The following is a 21,945-nucleotide window of genomic DNA, read 5'->3' as shown; positions in this document are numbered from 1 at the left end:
AAGCGAAATTTGACGGTTGCTCGCCGCGTCAGGCGGGTATGAACGCTCCCTCGGGGAACAAGGAGTACAACGTGAAACCAGTAGTGATTAAGCGGGACGGTTGCCAGGTACCTTTTGACGAAGCGCGCATCGCGCAGGCCATCGAGCGCGCCGCGCTGGCGGTTGGCGTGGTCGACGCCGACTACTGCGCCACCGTCGCCCGCGTGGTCGCTCAGCGCATGCAGCAACAGCCGCGCGTCGATATCCACGAGATCCAGCAGGCGGTGGAAAACCAGCTGATGGCCGGCGAATACAAGCAGCTGGCGCGCGCCTATATCGAATACCGCCACGATCGCGACGTGGCGCGCGAGCTGCGCGGCCGCCTGAACCAGGAGATTCGCGGCCTGGTCGAGCAGAGCAACCGCGCGCTGCTGAACGAGAACGCCAACAAGGACAGCAAGGTGATCCCCACCCAGCGCGACCTGCTGGCGGGCATCGTCGCCAAACACTACGCCAAGCAGCACATCCTGCCGCGCGACGTGGTGCTGGCCCATGAACGCGGCGAAATTCACTACCACGATCTCGACTACTCGCCGTTCTTCCCGATGTTCAACTGCATGCTGATCGATCTGAAAGGCATGCTGACCAACGGCTTCAAGATGGGTAACGCCGAGATTGAGCCGCCGAAGTCGATCTCCACCGCCACCGCCGTGACCGCGCAGATCATCGCCCAGGTCGCCAGCCATATCTATGGCGGCACCACCATCAACCGCATCGATGAAATTCTGGCGCCGTTCGTCGACGAGAGCTTCCGCAAACACCTGCAGGTGGCGGAAGAGTGGCAGATCCCGGACGCCAAAGGCTATGCCATGGCGCGCACCGAGAAAGAGTGTTACGACGCCTTCCAGTCGCTGGAGTACGAGGTCAACACCCTGCACACCGCCAACGGCCAGACGCCGTTCGTCACCTTCGGCTTCGGCCTCGGCACCAGCTGGGAGTCGCGCCTGATCCAGCGCTCAATCCTGAAAAACCGCATCGCCGGGCTGGGCAAAAACCGCAAGACCGCCGTGTTCCCCAAGCTGGTGTTCGCCATCCGCGACGGCCTCAACCACCAGTACGGCGATCCGAACTACGACATCAAGCAGTTGGCGCTGGAGTGCGCCAGCAAGCGCATGTACCCGGACATCCTCAACTACGATCAGGTAGTGAAGGTCACCGGCTCGTTCAAAACGCCGATGGGTTGCCGCAGCTTCCTCGGCACCTACGAGCAGGACGGCGAGCTGGTGCACGACGGCCGCAACAACATCGGCGTCATCAGCCTCAACCTGCCGCGCATCGCGCTGGAGGCGATGGGCGATGAGTCGCGCTTCTGGACGCTGCTGGATCAGCGCCTGCAGCTGGCGAAAAAGGCGCTGATGACGCGCATCGCCCGGCTGGAAGGCATCAAGGCGCGGGTGGCGCCAATCTTGTACATGGAAGGCGCCTGCGGCGTGCGGCTCAAGGCCGACGACAACATCGCCGATATCTTCAAGAACGGCCGCGCCTCAATTTCGCTGGGCTATATCGGCCTGCACGAGACCATCAACGCGCTGTTCGGCGGCGAAAACCACGTGTATGACGACGAAGCGCTGCGCGCCAAAGCGGTGGCGATCGTCGCGCGGCTGCGCGCCGCCGTCGACGCCTGGAAGGACGAGACCGGCTACGGCTTCAGCCTCTACAGCACGCCGAGCGAGAACCTGTGCGATCGCTTCTGCCGGCTGGACACCGCCGATTTCGGCGTGGTGCCGGGCGTTACCGACAAGGGCTATTACACCAACAGCTTCCACCTCGACGTGGAGAAGAAGGTCAATCCGTACGACAAGCTGGACTTCGAAGCGCCCTACCCGCCGTTGGCCAGCGGCGGCTTCATCTGCTACGGCGAATACCCGAACCTGCAGCACAATCTGAAGGCGCTGGAAGACGTGTGGGACTACAGCTACAGCCGGGTGCCTTACTACGGCACCAACACGCCGATCGACGAGTGCTACGAATGCGGCTTCACCGGTGAATTCTCCTGCACCAGCAAAGGCTTCACCTGCCCGAAATGCGGCAACCACGATTCGGCCAAGGTCTCGGTCACCCGCCGGGTGTGCGGCTATCTCGGCAGCCCCGATGCCCGGCCGTTCAACGCCGGCAAGCAGGAAGAGGTGAAGCGCCGGGTGAAACACCTCGGTAATGGGCAGCTCGGCTGAAAAGCGCCGTACAGCCTATGCAGAAGCCTGTTCATCAGGCGTGATTGTCGCAGCCAGTTTGCCTTCGGCCAGCGCGAACAAACCGCAGCGTACACGCAGTACGTGAGGATTGGGAGCACTGCCCGGAGGCAAGATGGCCAGTAAAATAGCCTGATGGGCAGGCCTCACATGAATTATCACCAGTATTACCCGATCGACGTGGTCAACGGCCCCGGCACCCGCTGCACGCTGTTTGTCGCCGGCTGCGTGCACCAATGCCCCGGTTGCTACAACAAAAGCACCTGGCGGCTCAACTCCGGCCAGCCGTTTACCCCGGCGCTGGAAGAGCGCATCATCGCCGATCTGAACGATACACGCGTGCCGCGCCAGGGGCTGTCGCTCTCCGGCGGCGATCCGCTGCACCCGGCCAACGTGCCAAGCATCTTAACGCTGGTGAAACGGGTGCGCGCCGAGTGCCCCGGCAAGGATATCTGGCTGTGGACCGGCTACCGGCTGGCGGAGCTGGACGCACAGCAAATGCAGGTGGTGGACAGGATCAACGTACTGATCGACGGCAAGTTCGTGCAGGATTTGAAAGACCCGGCGCTGATCTGGCGCGGCAGCAGCAACCAGGTGGTGCATAGGTTGCGTTGAGCTGACCGACCAGACTCGGCCTGGCAGAGCTACGGTATGGAGTTAATCTGATGGGCGGGTTTGTGCCAGAAGCGGACGTTGTTGGTATCATTTTATTTTATGATACGGGGAACATGTCAGCTTCAACACCCTCAGTGAATAAAGCCCCCTTTTAAGAGGGGGCGGTTATCTGATATAGGTTGTTATTTTCTCACATCTATTTCTTGAAGGAAAAATGTTCTTTAAATACTGAGAGTATTGAAGTGGCGCTTTCAGGTAACTCTACAATTCCGGTTTCCTTGTTGTAGTAAGAAACTAGAACTTGTATGTACGCTTGGCCTACAGCTTGGGTGAGTGCGACAGCTGTCGCTGCTGAGATTACACCACCGAGAAGGGAACCCACGCCAGGAATAAATTTTAATGCATTAGAAACAACGGCCTTGCCAACTTGAGCGACTGCTGTAACTCCAAGAATTCCCGCAACAACCGATGTCGTTGTTGATGTAGATGTATCCAGTTCAAACTCAGCATTGATTTTATATATCATTCCACTTTGTACTGCTGCAATTAATGGAGCGTCAGACCCGGGTATAGGAGAAGCACCTACAGCGCCAGCAGCAGCAGAAGCTCCATGAACAATATTTCTCGCGCCATTTTTCATAGCTTCAAGTCGTTCGCCCATTTTAACCATTTGAGCCTTTTTTAATGCTTGCTTTGCTCCCCTCTTAGCGTCGGGGAGGCATTTAAAACTCATATCTACCAAATCATCAAGCCCACTAACAGGAACAATGAATTTACCTATTTTCCTGTCTTTTGAATTAACTCGCACATAATTATCTGCAACATAACTTCCATGATGCTTGTCAATCTCATTGATGGCTTCATGAACAAACTCATCTGTGTCTTCTTCAAGAGTTTTAGTGAATACTATTACAATAGGTATCTCATACTCTTTTAATATTCCAATAAGCTCTATATCTCTTGGTTCAACCCTGGCGCCTGAAGCATCAATGCACATCCAGCCAAGGTGTGGGACATCATCCAAATGAGAGTAGCTATCAAAACTAGATTTAATTTCTTTTTTTAAATTATTTATTGTCCCCTCATAATCTTTCGATTCAATTCCTTTAGTATCCCATAAAACCAATCCTTTTTTCGGTACTTTAATTTTCTTCAAGTGCTGTGTAACTGGTTTACCAACTCCAGACTTAACTATTTCCTCGCCAAAAACAGCATTAACTAATGAGCTTTTTCCAACGCCAGTCGCACCAAATAATATAATATTGAATTTCTCTTTTTTTTCCTCTGCTTCCTGCTTTGCTTTTTCAGCATTGAAAGTTTGCGAGCTGTAGTCAAAGGAATCACCAAGAAACTCTTCATAAGAACCAGACATAATCACCTCTTTAATTATCGATAATAAATACTTCTATCTACTACCATTTTTTAACTATGGTTTCTTGATTCTACTGATTCAGGATTAAAAGGCAATTCACCAACCTTGTTTTTATTGCCACGCAAAGAATGAATATTTGATTTTAGTATTTTTTTACACCCTACTCAAAAGATGACTTCGATTTTTTTACTTTGATTCAATCAAAATCCTGTCATCTATTATAATTACAATATTTTATTCCAATACAATGCAAATTGCAGATTATTTTCGCTGGTGTATTCATGGCAGACTTGCAACCACTGATCTTATCCAGGAGAGCCCTCGTGAATAGCGCGGTATGCCCACTTACGATTCTTGTCGAAGAGCGTGCAGTTATGGCCTAAGCCATAATCGATAAGGATTTCTTTGCTGCTCGCGGCATTAGCTCTGTCAACAAGCAGGCCCTAAGTATCCCGGCAAAATGGACTATTACTTTTTAGAAAACTTCAGACAAGCACATCAGTATACCTATATAGCAAACGTCTGCTTATCGCTCAAAGCCGCCTGGCAGTTCTATTCGTAGAAACCTGCCAGCCCAGCCCTGAACGAATCCCCCTCAATCCCCCCGCCAATAACGTTCCCGGATTTTCGCTTTGAACGTTTTTCTGCCTCCGAATGGCTGAGATAAACCGCGGTGCCGTTTCTTAAGCGTGCAAAGGCGGCATCGACCCTTTCACGCAGCGCTTGCTCCACGAACATCGCCTCTACGTCCATTTCAGGTTTATTCCGCTGTCCCATTTCCGTCTCCTCCTTGAGACAGCATCAGACCCTCATCAGCAACGGTAAGTTACACCAACCCCATCCCCACCACGCCGGTCAGCACGCCGCACAGCGCCACCAGTGCCGCCGTCAGGCACAGCGCCCGGGCGGAGAAGGCCTTGTTGAGCATCAGCAGCGAAGGCAGGCTGACCGCAGGTAGGGTCATCAGCAGCGCCAGCGCCGGGCCGGCGCCCATGCCCGCCAGCATCATGGTCTGCACGATCGGGATCTCCGCCGCGGTGGGGATAACGAACAGGCAGCCGACGATCGCCAGCGCGATAATCCACAGCAGGCTATTGTCGACGGCGCCGTCGGCGTGCGGGAACAGCCAGACCCGCGCCGCGCCCAGCGCCAGCACCGCCAGCACGTAGATCGGGATGGTCGACCAAAACAGCGCCCACAGCGCTTTGCCCCAGCGGGCGAGGAACGGCTGCTCATCGCTCTGCGCCGTCAGCACCGGCGGCTGCGGCGCGGCGGGCTGCGGATCGTTGGCGGTCACGCGCTGCACCAGCCAGGCGATGCCCAGCACCATCACCACGCCCGCCACCAGGCGGATGGCGGCGAACGGCCAACCGAGCACAAACCCCATGAACACCAGCGTCGCCGGGTTCAACACCGGGTTGGCGAGCCAAAAGGCCAGCGCGGCGCCGCTGGACACCGACTGGCGGCGCAGGCCGGCGGCGACCGGCGCGGCGCAGCAGGTGCACATCATGCCCGGCAGCGCGATCAGCGCCCCCAGCACGGTGCCGGAAAAACGCCGGTGGCCGAGCGTGCGCGCCAGCCAGTCGCGCGGGATCAGCACCTGCACCAGCGAACCTAACAGCACCCCGAGCAGCGCCGCCTTCCACACCGCGGTGAAGTAGACCAGCGCGTACTGCCAGGCCGCCAGCCAGGGGCTCGCGGCGCCGTCGGCCAGGATCGATTTGCCGATCGAATGGCTGTCCGCCGCCACGAAGGCCTTGCCGTAGTAAGGCTGCCATTTGACGTAGTAGAGGCCGACGGCCACCACCAGCAGAAACAGGATCGGTTTCCACAGCGGCCAAGCGCGTGGGGCGTGTTCAGGGGCGTTCAGAGGTTGCGGCATGGTAGCGGCCAGAGTCAGTCAACAGTGGCGCCAGCATAGCGCGCCGCCGCCGCCCGTGCACGTTCGGGCTGTCCTAAATAGTTCATCTGTTCGCCACCAAGGCGTAACGCGATTGTCATCTGCGCCCGTCACCATGATGCCAACGTGAAAACCACAGGGTAGACGCACGATGAAACGCACCGCTTCCGCCTTCATCGCACAGCCATCGGTATGACGAGGTTTTTATTATGATGGAGTTATCTAGACATCCGACCACTTACCCCACCCGCTATCAGCAGATCGCCGCGCAGCTGGAACAGGAGCTGCGCACGCAGTACCGCTGCGGCGACTACCTGCCTTCGGAACAGCAGCTGGCCGAGCGTTATCAGGTCAATCGCCACACCCTGCGCCGCGCAGTGGATCAGCTGGTGGAGCGCGGCTGGCTGCAGCGCCGCCACGGCGTCGGCATTCTGGTGCTGATGCGGCCTTACGACTACCCGCTGCACGCCAACACCCGCTTCAGCCAGAACCTGTTCGAGCAGGGCAGCCATCCCACCAGTGAGCGCTTACTCGCCGTCTTGCGCCCGTGCAATGGGCATGTCGCCAGCGCGCTCTCGCGTGAGGAAGGCGAAATGGTGATCCACCTGCGCACTCTGCGCCGGGTCAACGGCGTGCCGATGAGCGTGATCGACCACTATCTGCCCGGTCTGGACTGGTGGCCGGCGCTGCAGCAGTTCCACAGCGGTTCGCTGCACCAGTTTATCGAGCAGCACCTGCAGCAGCCGCTGACCCGCCGCCAGACGCGCATCAGCGCGCGCCGCGCACAGGCCAAAGAGAGCCGGCTGTTGGAGATCGCCACCCACGCGCCGCTGCTGTGCGTGCGCACCCTTAACGTCCGCAGCGGCGGCGAAGACGTGGCGGAATACTCCGTCAGCCTGGCCCGTGCCGACATGATTGAACTGACGATGGAGCACTGAATGCACGCCTTAGAGTCGAGACAACGCTGGATGTCGGTGCTGGCGCACAGCCAGCCCGAGCAGCTGCGCAGCCACTGGCAGGCGCTGAACCTCAGCCCAAGTTACCACAGCATCCGCGCGCCGGAGATCGGCCTGGCCCAGCTGCAGGGGCGCATGGGCGCCACCGGCCGCCGCTTCGTGCTGGGGGACATGACGGTCACCCGCGCGGTGGTGCAGCTGGACAACGGCGGCTACGGCTACAGCTATATCGCCGGGCGCGACAAGGCGCACGCCGAGCTGTGCGCGCTGGCCGATGCGCTGCTGCAACAGCCGGAACACGGCGAGCGCCTGCAACAACAGCTGATCGCGCCGCTGGCCGCGCTGCAGCACGAGCAGCGCCAGCTGCGTGCCCGGGCGATCGCCTCCAGCCGGGTGGACTTCTTTACGCTGGTGCGAGGGGATTAAGCCATGAGTTTATTGACCGGTTTTGAACAACCGATAGACCAATCGCAGCACGCTTTCCGTTTGATTCTTAAAGCCTTGAGCGAACCGGGCTACCGGGTGACGCTGCCGAACGGCCCGGCCTGGGCGCCGCTGAACGCCGCCAGCACCGCCGCGCTGCTGACGCTGGCCGATCAGGAAACGCCGCTGCAGCTGTGCGCTGCACTCAATAGTGAGCAAGTGCTAACCAACATTCGTTTTCACAGCGGCGCGCCGCTGGCCGCCACGGCGCAGGAGGTCTGCTTTGCCCTGTTCGATGAGCAGCTGCAAGCCGCCGATCTGCAGGCGTTGCCGCACGGCACTGAAATCTCGCCGGAATACGGCGCCACGGTCATCGTGCAGCTCGGCGAGCTGGAGAACGGCATCGCGCTGCGCCTGACCGGCCCCGGCATCGAGAATCATCGCCTGATTGCGCCGCGCCTGCCGCCGACGCTGCTGGATTACCTGGTCAACCGCCCGCAGCACTTCCCGCTGGGGCTGGATATTTTGCTGACCTGCGGCGATCGCCTGCTGGCGATCCCGCGGACCACCCGCGTGGAGGTGTGCTGATGTACGTAGCGGTAAAAGGGGGCGAAAAAGCCATTGAGGCCGCCCATCAGCTGCAGGAACAGCTGCGGCGCGGCGACGAGGCGCTGCCGGCGATCGGCGCGGAACAAATCGAACAGCAGCTGGGGCTGGCGGTGGATCGGGTGATGACCGAAGGCGGCATCTACGATCGCGAGCTGGCGGCGCTGGCCATCAAACAGGCCAGCGGCGATCTGGTGGAGGCGATTTTCCTGCTGCGCGCCTATCGCACCACCCTGCCGCGCCTGGCGGTCAGCGAGCCACTGGCCAGCGAAAACATGCGGCTGGAGCGGCGCATCTCGGCGGTTTACAAGGACTTGCCCGGCGGGCAGGTGCTGGGGCCGACCTACGACTACACCCACCGGCTGCTGGACTTCGCGCTGCTGGCGGAAGGCGAAGCGCCGCGTGCGCCGCAGGCCGACGAACCGCTGCCGGACAACTGCAGCCACGTGTTCGATCTGTTGTGTCGCCAGCAGCTGGCGCACGAGGAACAGGACGACGGCAGCACACCGGACGACATCACCCGCAACCCGCCGGTTTACCCCTGCTCGCGCTCGGCGCGCCTGCAGCAGCTGGTGCGCGGCGACGAAGGCTTCCTGCTGGCGCTCGGCTACGCCACCCAGCGCGGCTACGGCCGCAACCACCCGTTCGCCGGCGAGATCCGCACCGGCCACGTTTCGGTGGAGATCGTGCCTGAAGAGCTCGGCTTCGCCATCGATATCGGCGAGATCCTGCTGACCGAGTGCGAAATGGTCAACGGCTTCGTCGATCCCAAGGACCACCCGCCGCACTTCACCCGCGGTTACGGGCTGGTGTTCGGCCGCGCCGAACGCAAGGCGATGGCGATGGCGCTGGTGGACCGCGCGTTGCAGAGCCCCGACTACGGCGAAGGCGTCGCCGGCCCGGCGCAGGACGAAGAGTTCGTGCTGGCCCACGCCGACAACGTCGAGGCCGCCGGCTTCGTCTCCCATCTCAAGCTGCCGCACTACGTCGACTTCCAGGCCGAACTGGAGCTGCTCAAGCGGCTGCGACAGGAATACAGCGAGCGTCAGGAGGCCCGCGATGAGTGAAGTATTGACCGGCTATAACCTCGGTTATCTGGACGAGCAGACCAAGCGCATGATCCGCCGCGCCATCCTGAAGGCGGTGGCGATCCCCGGCTATCAGGTGCCGTTCGGCGGCCGCGAGATGCCGATGCCCTACGGCTGGGGCACCGGCGGCATTCAGCTCACCGCCAGCGTCATCGGCCGCGCCGACGTGTTGAAGGTGATCGACCAGGGCGCCGACGACACCACCAACGCGGTGTCGATCCGCCGCTTCTTCCAGCGCGTCGCCGGGGTGGAAACCACCGAGCGCACGCCGGAGGCCACGCTGATCCAGACCCGTCACCGCATTCCGGAAACCGCGCTGCGCGAAGACCAGATCCTGATCTATCAGGTGCCGATCCCGGAGCCGCTGCGCTTTATCGAACCGCGCGAAACCGAGACCCGCAAAATGCACGCGCTGGAGGAGTACGGCGTGATGCAGGTGAAGCTGTATGAGGACATCGCGCGCTACGGCCACATCGCCACCACCTACGCCTACCCGGTGAAGGTCAACGATCGCTACGTGATGGATCCGTCACCGATCCCAAAATTCGACAACCCGAAAATGCACATGATGCCGGCGCTGCAGCTGTTCGGCGCCGGGCGCGAGAAACGCATCTACGCCCTGCCGCCATTCACCAAGGTGGAGAGCCTGGACTTCGACGATCATCCGTTCAGCGTGCAGCAGTGGGACGACCCCTGCGCGCTGTGCGGCTCGCGCCACAGCTACCTGGACGAGGTGGTGCTCGACGATCGGGGCAACCGCATGTTCGTCTGTTCGGACACCGACTACTGCCGGCAGCAGCTGGCGCAATCTTCGCAAGAGGCGCAGCACTGATGACTTCCACCCCTTTGAGCACCACCCCGCTGCTGTCGGTGAACCAGCTCACCCACCTGTACGCCCCCGGCAAGGGCTTCAGCGACGTGTCGTTCGACATCTACCCCGGTGAAGTGCTGGGCATCGTCGGCGAATCCGGCTCCGGCAAAACCACGCTGCTGAAATCGATCTCGGCGCGGCTGGCGCCGCAGCACGGGCAGATCCTTTACCGCCCTCAGGCGGCCCAGGAACACGATCTGTACGCCATGGCGGAGAGCGATCGCCGCCGCCTGCTGCGCACCGACTGGGGCGTGGTGCATCAGCATCCTCTCGACGGGCTGCGGCCGCAGGTCTCCGCCGGCGGCAACATAGGCGAGCGGCTGATGGCCATCGGCCAGCGCCACTATGGCGACATTCGCCGCCAGGCCGGCCAGTGGCTGGAGGACGTCGAGATCCCGCTGTCGCGCCTCGACGATCTGCCGACCACCTTCTCCGGCGGCATGCAGCAGCGGCTGCAGATCGCCCGCAATCTGGTCACCCACCCCAAGCTGGTGTTTATGGATGAGCCGACCGGCGGGCTGGACGTGTCGGTGCAGGCGCGCCTGCTCGATCTGCTGCGCAATCTGGTGGTGGAGATGCAGCTGGCGGCGGTGATCGTCACCCACGATCTCGGCGTGGCGCGGCTGCTGGCCCACCGCCTGCTGGTGATGAAACAGGGCGAAGTGGTGGAGAGCGGCCTGACCGACCGGGTGCTGGACGATCCGCACCATCCTTATACCCAGCTGCTGGTTTCTTCGGTGCTGTCGTAACCCAAGGCGATAACAGATGACTATGCAAATCCGAGTTGAACATCTCAGTAAAACCTTTGTGCTGCATCAGCAGTACGGCACCCGTCTGCCGGTGCTGCACGACGCCAACCTGACGGTCCACGGCGGCGAATGCGTGGTGCTGCACGGCCACTCCGGCAGCGGCAAATCCACCCTGCTGCGCTCGCTGTACGCCAACTATCTACCGGACAGCGGCCATATCTGGATCAACCATCAGGGCGACTGGCTGGACATGGTCAGTGCCGATGCGCGCCAGATTCTGGCGGTGCGCCGCCATACGCTGGGCTGGGTCAGCCAGTTCCTGCGGGTGATCCCGCGCATCAGCGCGCTGGAGGTGGTGATGCAACCCTTGCTGGAACAGGGCGTCGAGCGCGCCGAGTGCCGTGAACGCGCCGAAGCGCTGCTCGCCGCGCTCAACGTGCCGCAGCGCCTGTGGCCGCTGGCGCCGTCCACCTTCTCCGGCGGCGAACAGCAGCGGGTGAACATCGCGCGCGGCTTTATCGTCGATTATCCCATCCTGTTGCTGGACGAACCGACCGCCTCGCTCGACAGCCGCAACAGCGCGGCGGTGGTGCAGCTTATCGAACGCGCCAAGGCGCGCGGCGCGGCGATCGTCGGCATTTTCCACGATGAAGGCGTCCGCCAACAGGTCGCCGACCGGCTTTATGACATGCAGGCGCCGCAGGCGCTGGAGGCCCTCTGATGATCGTCAATAACGTTAAGCTGGTGCTGGATGACCAGGTGGTGCAAGGCTCGCTGGAGATGCAGGACGGCGTGATCCGTAGCTTCGCCGACGGCCCAAGCCGGCTGCCACAGGCGCTGGACGGCGACGGCGGCTGGCTGCTGCCGGGGCTGATCGAGCTGCATACCGACAACCTGGACAAGTTTTTCACCCCGCGCCCGAACGTCGACTGGCCGGCCCATTCGGCGATGAGCAGCCACGACGCGCTGATGGTGGCCAACGGCATCACCACGGTGCTGGACGCGGTGGCGATCGGCGACGTGCGCGACGGCGGCCACCGGCTGGAAAACCTGCAGAAGATGATCGACGCGGTGATCCACAGCCAGCGCGCCGGGGTGAACCGCGCCGAGCACCGGCTGCACCTGCGCTGCGAACTGCCGCACGAGAGCACCCTGCCGCTGTTCGAACAGCTGATGGACAAGCCGGGCGTATCGCTGGTGTCGCTGATGGACCATTCGCCGGGTCAGCGCCAGTTCGCCTCACGCGAAAAGTATCGCGAATATTATCAGGGCAAATACCACCTCAACGACCAGCAGATGAGCGAGTACGAGGAGCAGCAGGTCGCCCTGTCCGCCCGCTGGGCCGCGCCGAACCGCGAGGCGATCGCCGCCCACTGCCGCGCGCGCCGCATCTCGCTGGCCAGCCATGACGACGCCACCGCCGCGCACGTGGCCGAATCCTGCGCGCTCGGCAGCGCCATCGCCGAGTTCCCCACCACCGAGGCGGCCGCCCGCGCTTCGCACCAGCAGGGCCTGCAGGTGCTGATGGGCGCACCAAACATCGTGCGCGGCGGTTCCCACTCCGGTAACGTGGCGGCGCACCATCTGGCGGCGCTGGGCGTGCTGGACATTCTCTCTTCCGATTATTACCCGGCCAGCCTGCTGGACGCGGCGTTTCGCCTCGCGGCAGACGAACGCAACGCCTACGATCTGCCCCAGGCGGTGCGCATGATCACCCGCAACCCGGCGCGGGCGCTGGATCTGCAGGATCGCGGCACCCTCGCCGAAGGATTGCGGGCGGATCTGGTGCTGGCGCGGCCGCACGGTGAGCACGTTTACGTGCAGAACGTGTGGCGTCAGGGCAGGCAGGTGTTCTGATGGCGCGGCTCATCTATCTGATGGGGCCTTCCGGCGCAGGCAAGGACAGCCTGCTGGCCGCACTGCGGGCCGACGCCGACCGCGCGCCGCTGGTGGCGCACCGCTATATCACCCGGCCGGCAGACGCCGGCTGCGAGAATCATATCGCGCTGAGCGAACCCGAATTTCTGCGCCGCCGCGCCAAGGGGCTGTTCGCGCTCGACTGGCAGGCGCACCAGCAGCGCTACGCGTTTGGGATCGAGGTGGATCTTTGGCTGCTGCAGGGGATCGACGTGGCGGTCAACGGTTCGCGTGCCCACCTGCCGCAGGCACAGCAGCGCTATGGGGCGCAGCTGCTGCCGGTGTGCCTGCAGGTCAGCGCCGCGATCCTGCGCCAGCGCCTGCAGGATCGCGGGCGAGAAGGCGCCGAGCAGATCGAGCAGCGGCTGGCGCGGGCGGCGGAATACCAGCAGAGTCTGCCCGCCGGCTGCCGGGTGCTGCACAACGACGGCCCACTCGACGACACCCTGGCGGCGCTGCTGGCGCTGCTGCCCACCACTACCCGACAAACTCAGGACGCGACGCCATGAACGACTTCGCCCAGCCGAAAATCGGCGACAATGTGACTCTTAACCGCACCCGGCTCGGCCAGTATGTGCACCTGGCCGACGATGCGATCCTGGAAGAGGTGGAGATGGGGGACTACTCCTACACCGCCGGGCACAACCAGATCTTTTACGCCACCATCGGCAAGTTCGTCTCCATCGCCTCCTATGCGCGCATCAATCCCGGCAACCACCCGACCTACCAGCGCATCGCGCAGCACCACTTCACCTACCGCGCTTCCGAATACGGGCTGGGGGAAGACGACGCGGCGTTCTTCGACTGGCGGCGCGAGCACCACGTCACCGTCGGCCACGACGTCTGGATCGGCCATAACGCCATCCTGATGCCGGGCGTCAGCGTCGGTAACGGCGCGGTGATCGGCAGCGCGGCGGTGGTCACCAAGGACGTGGAGCCCTACAGCATCGTCGCCGGCGTGGCGGCCAAAAAGATCGGCATGCGCTTTGACGACGCGCTGATAGAACGCATCGAACGCAGCCAGTGGTGGCACTGGGATCACGCTACGCTGCAGGCGCGGCTGGCGGATTTTCGCGACATCAACCGCTTTGCGCAGAAGTACCTTTAGCGGAGGGGAGCGATGCAACTGACCTTTCTCGGCACCGGCGGCGCGCAGCAGGTGCCGGTGTTCGGCTGCGACTGCCCTATCTGCCAACGGGCGCGGCGCGAGCCGGCATTTCGGCGGCGAGCGTGCAGCGCCATGCTCAACTATCAGGGGGAAACGACCTTATTGGATGCGGGATTGCCGGCTTTGGAGCGGCGATTTTCGGCGGGGCAAATTCAACGTTTTTTACTGACACATTACCACATGGATCACGTTCAGGGGTTATTTCCTTTGCGTTGGGGGTGCGGAAATTCCATTCCGGTGTATGGCCCGCCGGATGAACAGGGCTGCGACGATCTGTTCAAACACCCCGGCATTCTGGCGTTTCAGCCGCCGCTGGCGCCCTTCGCCACCGTCGAGCTGGGCGGCATGCGCATCACCCCGCTGCCGCTGCAACACTCCAAACTGACCCACGGCTATCTGATCCAGGCGGCAGGTGCTTCACTGGCCTACCTGACCGACACCGTCGGCCTGCCGCCGGCCACCGCTGACTATCTGCAGAACGTGGCGCTGGATCTGCTGGTGCTCGATTGCAGCCTGCCGCCTCAGCCGCAGGCGCCACGCAACCACAACGATCTGACCCGCGCGCAGGAGACGCAGCGGTTGCTGCAGCCCAAACGCACGCTGCTGACGCACATCAGTCATCATCTCGATCTGTGGCTACTGGACCACGAACTGCCCGCCGGACTGGAGCTGGCGTTCGATCTCCTCAGCGTCAGCCTCGGTAGCAGTGCAGCCGATCCGACTCCAGCACCCTGACCCCTTCACCCGGCGTGAACGCCTGCTGCAACAGCGTCTGCGCCACGTCTTTGGCGGCGACCGCCCGCCATTTGCCGGGCAGCAGCCTGAACAGCGGCAGCGTGAGGCGCTCCATCAGGCGCGGCGCAGGGCGATCCCCCACCAGCATGGAAGGCCGCACCAGCGTCAGGCGCGGCCAGTGCTGTTCGCGCAGCGCCTGCTCCATCTCGCCTTTGGTGCGGTTATATAAGAAGGTGGAATCCGCATTGGCGCCCAACGCGCTCACCACCAGACAGTGCTGCGCCCCCAACCGGCGGCCGGTCAGCGCGCTCTCCACCACCAGTTGATAATCGACGTAGCGGAAAGCATCGGCGCTGCCCGCCGCCTGGCGGGTGGTGCCCAGGCAGCAGAACACCAAATCGACCGGCTGTTGCAGGCTACTCAGTAACTCGAACAGCGCGTCGCCGACCGGATTGGTCAGCTTGCCGTGCGGCGGCAGCGGCGTGCGCGTCGGCGCCACGATGGCCGTTATCTGCGGATCGCTTTGCAACCGCTGCAGCAACTCGCGCCCCACCAGCCCGGTTGCGCCGACTAACAGTGCTCGCGCCATGCGATCTCCCGTTGTAATCAATACGTCGACTTAAAGTATAGACCGCGCCCAGTGCAGCTTCTTGCCGAAGCCCAGGGTGTTGTCGGTCATCTTCACCTCGTGCAGATCCAGCCGCCAAACCGAGGCCTTCATCGCCCTGGCGATCGGGAAACGCTTGCAGTAACGCGCGCGCGCCGCCTCGGCCTCTTCGCCGCTCAGCAGCACCGCCTCGGCGCGGTACTGTACGCCGCGGATCAGCGCGATGCTTTTCGGTTTCGGCGCGATGGTACCGACCACCCGGCCGTTGTTCAGCATCAGCCCGCCGTGGCGGGTGTGCGGTTCGGTCATCAGCCACAGCGCCATCGTCGCGGCGTCGAACACGTAAAAACAATTGGCGCACCACATGTCGAGGCCGTCGCCGGCGCACAGCGTCAAGACGTGTTGCTTACCGATGAAATCCGCAATCTGCTGCCGTTGTTCTGGGGTATTCAAGGTCAATCGCCTCCCTGTTCACTCGCCTCATCTTACCCTGCGTTGTTGAAGCGAGTCACAAATAACGATAATCGCCAAAAAACAAAAATGAATATAAAAACACAGATAGTGAATTTTTATTTATTTAAGCATAAAGCAGGTTGATAACATAAATAACACAATACAGATTTATTTGACCGTTATGCAGCCGGTTATTTGACCGCTTTTTTTTATTCCTTCCCGAGCGCCATTGAAATTAAGCGTTCAGGGCTCGCGAACATTAGCAATTCATTTACATGCCAACCTCTGCACCCGGATGATACTTATGCAACGCATTGCATAACCGGTGAATAGTTATTTATCAAAACCGGCATTTATGTGATTCTCATCACGATTTTCAGCGAATCTTGCGCTAAAATAGCGCCATCTTTTCACTCAGCAAGGTGGATTAGAAAATGGAAAACAATAACCGAAAAATGGCGCACATCAGGCGTACAACCCATATTATGATGATGGCTCATCGCAGCTGCTTTAGCTTCGCATTCTTCAACTACAGATAACCCTCCCCTTCGCTCTTACGCCGTTGATAAGAGTGTCTTTGCGTTTCACTTTATTCTCCGCACTCCGGTGATAATGTCTCTTTCTCGCTAACCGGGAAGGACACGCAATGCATTTTTAATTTCGGCCAAGCGCATCCAAGCCAAATAAAACAACGAACACAGCTAATGCCTTTCGGCATCACTGGGTTCTCGCACACCTTTATTTTCGTGAAGGCGTTAACGGCAAATGAAATTATTTTCCGGCGGACTGCCTTTGCCTGAAGAATGAGAAAAATGAAAAATTTAAAAATTGCCGCCAACACCCAAACCCTCGGCTGCTTTGAAACTGAACGCGACATCGTCGATGTGCATCACAGCGATTTCAATGACGTCGCCGCCATCGTGCTGTCGGTAGACGACGTCGCGCAAGGCATGGTGGCGCGCATCGAAGAACACGGCCTGAACATCCCGCTGTTCGTCGCCGTCTGCTGCGAAGAAGAGCTGGATAACGCCGTCTTGCCGGCGCTGCACGGCGTGTTTGAACTGTGCGGCAAGAATATCCAGTTCTACGGCAAACAGCTGGAGGCCGCCGCCGCCAAATATGAGAGCGAGCTGCTGCCGCCGTTCTTCAACACGCTGACGCAATACGTAGAAATGGGCAACGCCACCTTCGCCTGCCCCGGCCACCAGGGCGGCGAGTTCTTCCGCAAACACCCGGCGGGCCGCCAGTTCTTCGACTTCTACGGCGAAACACTTTTCCGCTCCGACATGTGCAACGCCGACGTCAAACTGGGCGATTTGTTGATCCACGAAGGCGCACCTTGCGCCGCGCAGCAGCACGCCGCCAAGGTGTTCAACGCCGACAAGACCTACTTCGTGCTCAACGGCACTTCGGCCTCGAACAAGGTGGCGACCAACGCCCTGCTGACGCGCGGCGATCTGGTGCTGTTCGACCGCAACAACCATAAATCCAACCACCACGGCGCGTTGATCCAGGCCGGCGCTACGCCGGTGTATCTGGAAACCGCCCGCAACCCGTTCGGCTTTATCGGCGGCATCGACGCGCACTGCTTCGACGAACGCTACCTGCGCCAGCAGATCCGCGAAGTGGCGCCGGAACGCGCCAACGAGGCTCGCCCGTTCCGCCTGGCGATCATCCAGCTCGGCACCTACGACGGCACCATCTACAACGCCCGTCAGGTGGTCGACAAGATTGGCCACCTGTGCGATTACATCCTGTTCGACTCCGCCTGGGTGGGCTATGAGCAGTTCATTCCGATGATGAAAGACTGCTCGCCGCTGCTGCTGGAGCTGAACGAAAACGATCCCGGCATCATCGTCACCCAGTCGGTGCACAAGCAGCAGGCAGGCTTCTCGCAGACCTCGCAGATCCACAAAAAAGACAAGCATATCAAGGGGCAGAGCCGCTACTGCAACCACAAGCGCTTCAACAACGCCTTTATGCTGCACGCCTCCACCAGCCCGTTCTATCCGCTGTTCGCCGCGCTGGACGTCAACGCCAAGATGCACGAGGGCAAGAGCGGCCAGCGCCTGTGGCAAGAATGTGTGCGCGTGGGCATCGAAGCGCGCAAAATGCTGCTGGATACCTGCACGATGATCAAACCGTTCGTGCCGGATCAGATCGACGGCAAGCCCTGGCAGGCCTATGACACCGCGGCGATGGCCAACGATCTGCGCTTCTTCAACTTCGTGCCCGGCGAGAAATGGCACGCCTTTGAAGGCTATGCCGAATCGCAGTATTTCGTCGATCCGTGCAAACTGCTGCTCACCACGCCGGGCATCGATACCGCGACCGGCAGCTACAGCGAGTTCGGCATCCCGGCGACCATTCTGGCCAACTACCTGCGCGAAAACGGCATCGTGCCGGAAAAATGCGATCTCAACTCGATCCTGTTCCTGCTGACACCGGCGGAAGACATCGCCAAGATGCAACACCTGGTGGCCCTGATCGCCCGCTTCGAGAAGCACATCGAGCAAAACTCCCTGCTCAGCGAGGTGCTGCCTGCGGTCTATAAAAACCACCAGCAGCGCTACAAAAACTACACCATCCGCCAGCTGTGCCAGGAAATGCACGACCTTTACGTCAGCTACGACGTTAAAGAACTGCAAAAAGAGATGTTCCGCAAAAGTTATTTCCCGCGCGTGGTGATGAATCCGCAGGACGCCAATACCGAGTTTGTACGCGGCAACGTGGAATTGGTCTCGCTGGCCAAGGCCGAGGGCCGCATCGCCGCCGAAGGCGCCCTGCCTTACCCACCAGGCGTGCTGTGCGTGGTGCCCGGTGAAATTTGGGGCGGCGCCGCGCAGCGTTATTTCCTGGCATTGGAAGAAGGCATCAACTTATTGCCGGGATTCGCGCCGGAATTGCAGGGCGTTTATATCCAACAGGATGAGGACGGCTGGAACCGCGCTTACGGCTACGTCATGAAAAATTAATCACCTTACGGGGCGGCGATTATTTTCGCCGCCCGGATCGCATCCTAAAAGAGAAAATGATCATGAGTAAGTCCAACAATAAAATGGGGGTCGTGCAATTAACGATCCTGACCGCCGTGAATATGATGGGTTCCGGCATAATTATGCTGCCGACCAAGCTGGCCGAAGTGGGCACGATTTCGATCGTTTCCTGGCTGGTGACCGCCGTCGGCTCGATGGCGCTGGCCTACGCGTTCGCCAAATGCGGCATGTTCAGCCGTAAATCCGGCGGCATGGGCGGCTACGCCGAATACGCCTTCGGTAAATCAGGCAACTTCATGGCGAACTACACCTACGGCGTTTCGCTGCTGATCGCCAACATCGCCATCGCCATTTCCGCCGTCGGCTACGGCACCGAGCTGTTCGACACCACGCTCAGCCCGCTCGGGATCTGCATCGCCACCATCGGCGTGCTGTGGCTTGCGACCGTCGCCAACTTCGGCGGCGCACGCATCACCGGCAAAATCAGCGGCATCACCGTCTGGGGCGTGATCATCCCAGTGGTAGGCATCTCGATCGTCGGCTGGTACTGGTTCAGCGGCAGCGCCTACGTCGCCGCCTGGAACCCGCATCAGGTGCCGACCTTCGAAGCCATCGGCGCCTCGATCTCGATGACCTTGTGGGCATTCCTGGGGCTGGAATCCGCCTGCGCCAACACCGACGTGGTGGAAAACCCGGAGCGCAACGTGCCGATCGCCGTACTGGGCGGCACCCTCAGCGCGGCGGTGATCTATATCGTTTCGACCAACGTGATCGCCGGCATCGTGCCGAACATGGATCTGGCCAACTCCACCGCCCCGTTCGGGCTGGCGTTCTCCCACATGTTCAACCCGACGGTCGGCAAGATCATCATGGCGTTGATGGTGATGTCCTGCGTCGGCTCGCTGCTCGGCTGGCAGTTCACCATCGCCCAGGTGTTCAAATCCTCCGCCGACAGCGGCTTCTTCCCGAAAATCTTCTCCAAGCTGAGCAAGGCCGATGCGCCGGTTAAAGGCATGCTGACCATCGTCGTCATCCAGAGCGGTTTGTCGCTGATGACCATCAGCCCGTCGTTGAACAAACAGTTCAACGTGCTGGTGAACCTGGCGGTGGTGACCAACATCATCCCTTACATCCTGTCGATGGCGGCGCTGGTCATTATTCAGAAAGTGGCGAAGGTGCCGGACAACAAGGCGCGCATCGCCAATATCATCGCCGGCATCGGCGCGCTGTACAGCTTCTACGCGCTCTACAGCTCCGGTGAGGAAGCGATGATGTGGGGCGCCATCGCCACCTTCCTCGGCTGGACGCTGTACGGCATCGTTTCGCCGCGCTTCGAGCTGGCGGGAAAAAAGGGGTAAAGCGGTAAGGCACCGGCGGCCGGGGATGGGATTGTGGCGGCGAACATGCCATCATACGCCGACCCTGGCCACCAAAACGGCGTACGATGACCGACACCTCCCCCACTCCCTGGCACCTCTATATGCTGCGTTTACCGAGCGGCATGCTGTATACCGGCATCACCACCGACGTGGCGCGCCGCCTGGCGCAGCATCAGGCCGGCAAAGGCGCTAAGGCGCTGCGCGGCAAAGGGGAGCTGACATTGGCGTTTCACTGCCAAGTGGGGGATCGCTCAACGGCGTTGAAGCTGGAATACCGCGTCAAACAGCTGAGCAAAATACAAAAAGAGCGGCTGGTGAGTCACCCGCCGCTGTCGCTTGAGTATTTGTTGCCTGATTAACACGTGTCAGTAAAGTGTTATCCCTTCTATTTCAAACTGCCTGGACGGCAGTGAACCGCGGACGCTGCTCACGTCCAAATCTATGCCCTTTCTAAGCTGCCTATGCGGCAGTGAACTTTAACTCCATGTATTCGCGGTTGCCGGTGCCTTTCTAAGCTGCCTATGCGGCAGTGCACGTTCGCCCGTCTCAGGTTGCGCGTAAATTAATTTTCTAAGCTGCCTGTACGGCAGTGCACAACATGGAACTAGATTCGCCGGGTGTGCGATACTTTCTAAGCTACCTATACGGCAGTGAACGCTATGAAGCGGGCCGCCGTAGAACACGCGACTTTCTAAGCTGCCTATACGGCAGTGAACCTCCGGCACCGAATACAACCCCCGTTGTGTTTTTTCTAAGCTGCCTATACGGCAGTGAACGCCGTGACGCTGTACCAACAGCGCCTCGTTCTTTTCTAAGCTGCCTATACGGCAGTACACCCTGTGCAGTGCCGGGAATGAAGTGCCGGTATTTTCTAAGCTGCCTGTACGGCAGTGCACATCGTGACCGACGATTACCCGGTCGAGGTGCTTTTCTAAGCTGCCTGTACGGCAGTGCACGTTCGACCTGTGCGAAATGCTTCATGATGATATTTCTAAGCTGCCTGTACGGCAGTGAACTCGTCGGGGTAGCCGAGCTTATGCACTGTGCCTTTCTAAGCTGCCTATACGGCAGTGAACCTGTTGTCTGGCGTCGTGGCGGTGGCCGGTCTTTTCTAAGCTGCCTATACGGCAGTGAACACGGCCACCGTGGCCCCTGGTCTGGGGTATGTTTTCTAAGCTGCCTATACGGCAGTGAACTTCATCCAGTCAGGCAGCATATCCGTGAGGCTTTTCTAAGCTGCCTATACGACAGTGAACCGATCATACTCCAGAACGAAGCGATCGTGATATTTCTAAGCTGCCTATACGGCAGTGAACTTGCACACTGCGGAGAATTTTGACCCGGATACTTTCTAAGCTGCCTATACGGCAGTGAACTATGGCTGGCTGACCTGGCCGCTGAAACAGCTTTTCTAAGCTGCCTATACGGCAGTGAACGAACAGCGCGAGCAGGAAGCCAAGCAGGCCAATTTCTAAGCTGCCTATACGGCAGTGAACGCGGCTCTTTGCCGGTGCCGCCCTTGCCGTCTTTTCTAAGCTGCCTATACGGCAGTGAACTGCGATATCAGCCAGGAATTGGTTTTCGAGCATTTCTAAGCTGCCTATACGGCAGTGAACATTACGGTACATGACGGCGATATCGTCACCATTTTCTAAGCTGCCTATACGGCAGTGAACGCGACCGTGTCCGCGTGGCACGCATCGCAGCATTTCTAAGCTGCCTATACGGCAGTGAACGCTGATATAGCCGTCAAGGTTCATCAGCGTCATTTCTAAGCTGCCTATACGGCAGTGAACAGCAGGCGATCGTCAGTTGTGAATGTCCCATTTTTCTAAGCTGCCTATACGGCAGTGAACAAGGCGACATTGTGCGTCGATGATCT

The 21,945-nt window shown here is 60.2% G+C and carries 22 protein-coding genes, 1 pseudogene and 1 CRISPR repeat array (1 of these 24 cut by a window edge); of the genes and pseudogenes, 17 read left to right on the top strand and 6 right to left on the bottom strand.

The genetic code is table 11. The features are described from left to right. Positions 1 to 71: 71 nt before the first annotated feature. Together nrdD and nrdG are read left to right on the top strand one after the other, a co-directional pair. On the top strand, positions 72 to 2,210 hold the full coding sequence (nrdD, locus tag AC6BYQ_RS20145; RefSeq protein ID WP_309530827.1) for an anaerobic ribonucleoside-triphosphate reductase: 2,139 nt from the start codon (positions 72 to 74) through the stop codon (positions 2,208 to 2,210). A gap of 168 nt (positions 2,211 to 2,378) precedes the next feature. After that, on the top strand, positions 2,379 to 2,843 hold the full coding sequence (gene nrdG, locus AC6BYQ_RS20140) for an anaerobic ribonucleoside-triphosphate reductase-activating protein (protein ID WP_160125698.1): 465 nt from the start codon (positions 2,379 to 2,381) through the stop codon (positions 2,841 to 2,843). A 196-nt stretch (positions 2,844 to 3,039) separates the two neighbouring features. Here the strand turns inward: nrdG and AC6BYQ_RS20135 are convergent, their stop codons facing one another. From AC6BYQ_RS20135 to AC6BYQ_RS20120, 4 genes and pseudogenes are all read right to left on the bottom strand, one after another. After that, entirely contained in the window at positions 3,040 to 4,215 is a 1,176-nt protein-coding gene (locus AC6BYQ_RS20135; RefSeq protein WP_498057433.1) for a GTPase, read from the bottom strand. A 308-nt stretch (positions 4,216 to 4,523) separates the two neighbouring features. Further along, positions 4,524 to 4,637 (bottom strand): annotated as a pseudogene (locus tag AC6BYQ_RS20130) (replication initiation protein); the annotation flags it as partial. A gap of 130 nt (positions 4,638 to 4,767) precedes the next feature. Beyond that, positions 4,768 to 4,992, bottom strand: a complete 225-nt coding sequence (locus tag AC6BYQ_RS20125; protein ID WP_498057432.1) for a hypothetical protein — start codon at positions 4,990 to 4,992, stop codon at positions 4,768 to 4,770. A gap of 49 nt (positions 4,993 to 5,041) precedes the next feature. Then, positions 5,042 to 6,097, bottom strand: a complete 1,056-nt coding sequence (locus AC6BYQ_RS20120) for a permease (RefSeq protein WP_498057431.1) — start codon at positions 6,095 to 6,097, stop codon at positions 5,042 to 5,044. 227 nt (positions 6,098 to 6,324) lie between these two features. Between AC6BYQ_RS20120 and phnF the strand changes: the two genes are divergently transcribed. Genes phnF through phnP form a run of 11 tightly spaced genes read left to right on the top strand, consistent with a single transcriptional unit; the run spans position 6,325 to position 14,628 of the window. Further along, entirely contained in the window at positions 6,325 to 7,053 is a 729-nt protein-coding gene (phnF, locus tag AC6BYQ_RS20115; protein ID WP_498057430.1) for a phosphonate metabolism transcriptional regulator PhnF, read from the top strand. Continuing rightward, positions 7,054 to 7,497 (top strand): phosphonate C-P lyase system protein PhnG, encoded by a 444-nt coding sequence (gene phnG / locus AC6BYQ_RS20110; RefSeq protein ID WP_498057429.1) that lies wholly within the window; start codon positions 7,054 to 7,056, stop codon positions 7,495 to 7,497. 3 nt (positions 7,498 to 7,500) lie between these two features. Then, a complete protein-coding gene (gene phnH / locus AC6BYQ_RS20105; RefSeq protein ID WP_498057428.1) occupies positions 7,501 to 8,082 on the top strand; it encodes a phosphonate C-P lyase system protein PhnH in 582 nt (193 codons plus the stop codon). Next, positions 8,082 to 9,167, top strand: a complete 1,086-nt coding sequence (locus AC6BYQ_RS20100) for a carbon-phosphorus lyase complex subunit (RefSeq protein ID WP_498057427.1) — start codon at positions 8,082 to 8,084, stop codon at positions 9,165 to 9,167. The genes phnH and AC6BYQ_RS20100 overlap by 1 nt, the downstream gene beginning before the upstream one ends. Next, positions 9,160 to 10,020: an alpha-D-ribose 1-methylphosphonate 5-phosphate C-P-lyase PhnJ gene (locus AC6BYQ_RS20095; protein WP_411748932.1), complete on the top strand. Its 861-nt coding sequence runs from the start codon at positions 9,160 to 9,162 to the stop codon at positions 10,018 to 10,020. Before AC6BYQ_RS20100 ends, AC6BYQ_RS20095 begins: the two co-directional genes overlap by 8 nt. After that, a complete protein-coding gene (gene phnK / locus AC6BYQ_RS20090) occupies positions 10,020 to 10,808 on the top strand; it encodes a phosphonate C-P lyase system protein PhnK (RefSeq protein WP_498057426.1) in 789 nt (262 codons plus the stop codon). The genes AC6BYQ_RS20095 and phnK overlap by 1 nt, the downstream gene beginning before the upstream one ends. A 16-nt stretch (positions 10,809 to 10,824) precedes the next feature. Continuing rightward, positions 10,825 to 11,529, top strand: a complete 705-nt coding sequence (phnL, locus tag AC6BYQ_RS20085; protein ID WP_047729228.1) for a phosphonate C-P lyase system protein PhnL — start codon at positions 10,825 to 10,827, stop codon at positions 11,527 to 11,529. Beyond that, on the top strand, positions 11,529 to 12,665 hold the full coding sequence (phnM, locus tag AC6BYQ_RS20080) for an alpha-D-ribose 1-methylphosphonate 5-triphosphate diphosphatase (protein ID WP_015376433.1): 1,137 nt from the start codon (positions 11,529 to 11,531) through the stop codon (positions 12,663 to 12,665). Before phnL ends, phnM begins: the two co-directional genes overlap by 1 nt. Next, positions 12,665 to 13,234 (top strand): ribose 1,5-bisphosphokinase, encoded by a 570-nt coding sequence (gene phnN, locus AC6BYQ_RS20075; RefSeq protein ID WP_074055390.1) that lies wholly within the window; start codon positions 12,665 to 12,667, stop codon positions 13,232 to 13,234. The genes phnM and phnN overlap by 1 nt, the downstream gene beginning before the upstream one ends. Further along, entirely contained in the window at positions 13,231 to 13,833 is a 603-nt protein-coding gene (locus AC6BYQ_RS20070; protein WP_015376431.1) for a DapH/DapD/GlmU-related protein, read from the top strand. Before phnN ends, AC6BYQ_RS20070 begins: the two co-directional genes overlap by 4 nt. A 12-nt stretch (positions 13,834 to 13,845) precedes the next feature. Continuing rightward, the gene (phnP, locus tag AC6BYQ_RS20065; protein WP_498057425.1) at positions 13,846 to 14,628 is read left to right on the top strand and encodes an MBL fold metallo-hydrolase; all 783 of its coding nucleotides are present in this window, start codon (positions 13,846 to 13,848) and stop codon (positions 14,626 to 14,628) included. Here the strand turns inward: phnP and AC6BYQ_RS20060 are convergent. Together AC6BYQ_RS20060 and AC6BYQ_RS20055 are read right to left on the bottom strand one after the other, a co-directional pair. Continuing rightward, entirely contained in the window at positions 14,585 to 15,217 is a 633-nt protein-coding gene (locus AC6BYQ_RS20060) for an NAD(P)H-binding protein (RefSeq protein ID WP_198635740.1), read from the bottom strand. The genes phnP and AC6BYQ_RS20060 overlap by 44 nt on opposite strands. 30 nt (positions 15,218 to 15,247) lie before the next feature. After that, the gene (locus AC6BYQ_RS20055) at positions 15,248 to 15,688 is read right to left on the bottom strand and encodes a YhbP family protein (protein WP_015376428.1); all 441 of its coding nucleotides are present in this window, start codon (positions 15,686 to 15,688) and stop codon (positions 15,248 to 15,250) included. Positions 15,689 to 16,122: 434 nt separating this feature from the next. Between AC6BYQ_RS20055 and speFL the strand changes: the two genes are divergently transcribed. The 4 genes from speFL to AC6BYQ_RS20035 all read left to right on the top strand — a co-directional run bounded on the left by speFL (position 16,123) and on the right by AC6BYQ_RS20035 (position 20,422). Further along, entirely contained in the window at positions 16,123 to 16,227 is a 105-nt protein-coding gene (gene speFL / locus AC6BYQ_RS20050; RefSeq protein WP_004933443.1) for a leader peptide SpeFL, read from the top strand. A gap of 273 nt (positions 16,228 to 16,500) precedes the next feature. Next, a complete protein-coding gene (gene speF, locus AC6BYQ_RS20045; RefSeq protein ID WP_498057424.1) occupies positions 16,501 to 18,663 on the top strand; it encodes an ornithine decarboxylase SpeF in 2,163 nt (720 codons plus the stop codon). A 62-nt stretch (positions 18,664 to 18,725) separates the two neighbouring features. Beyond that, positions 18,726 to 20,042 carry a putrescine-ornithine antiporter gene (gene potE / locus AC6BYQ_RS20040; protein ID WP_154747197.1) on the top strand — a complete coding sequence of 439 codons (1,317 nt, stop codon included), beginning with the start codon at positions 18,726 to 18,728 and terminating at the stop codon, positions 20,040 to 20,042. Between the two features lie 86 nt (positions 20,043 to 20,128). Then, positions 20,129 to 20,422, top strand: coding sequence for a GIY-YIG nuclease family protein (locus AC6BYQ_RS20035; protein WP_498057423.1), 294 nt, complete (start codon positions 20,129 to 20,131; stop codon positions 20,420 to 20,422). Between the two features lie 88 nt (positions 20,423 to 20,510). Beyond that, a CRISPR array of direct repeats spans positions 20,511 to 21,945; the repeat unit is 28 nt; unit sequence TTTCTAAGCTGCCTATACGGCAGTGAAC; it runs 155 nt beyond the window's last position.

It is taken from the genome of Serratia sp. LTN-2, from assembly GCF_059740205.1.
This window is presented reverse-complemented; position numbering and strand designations above follow the sequence as displayed.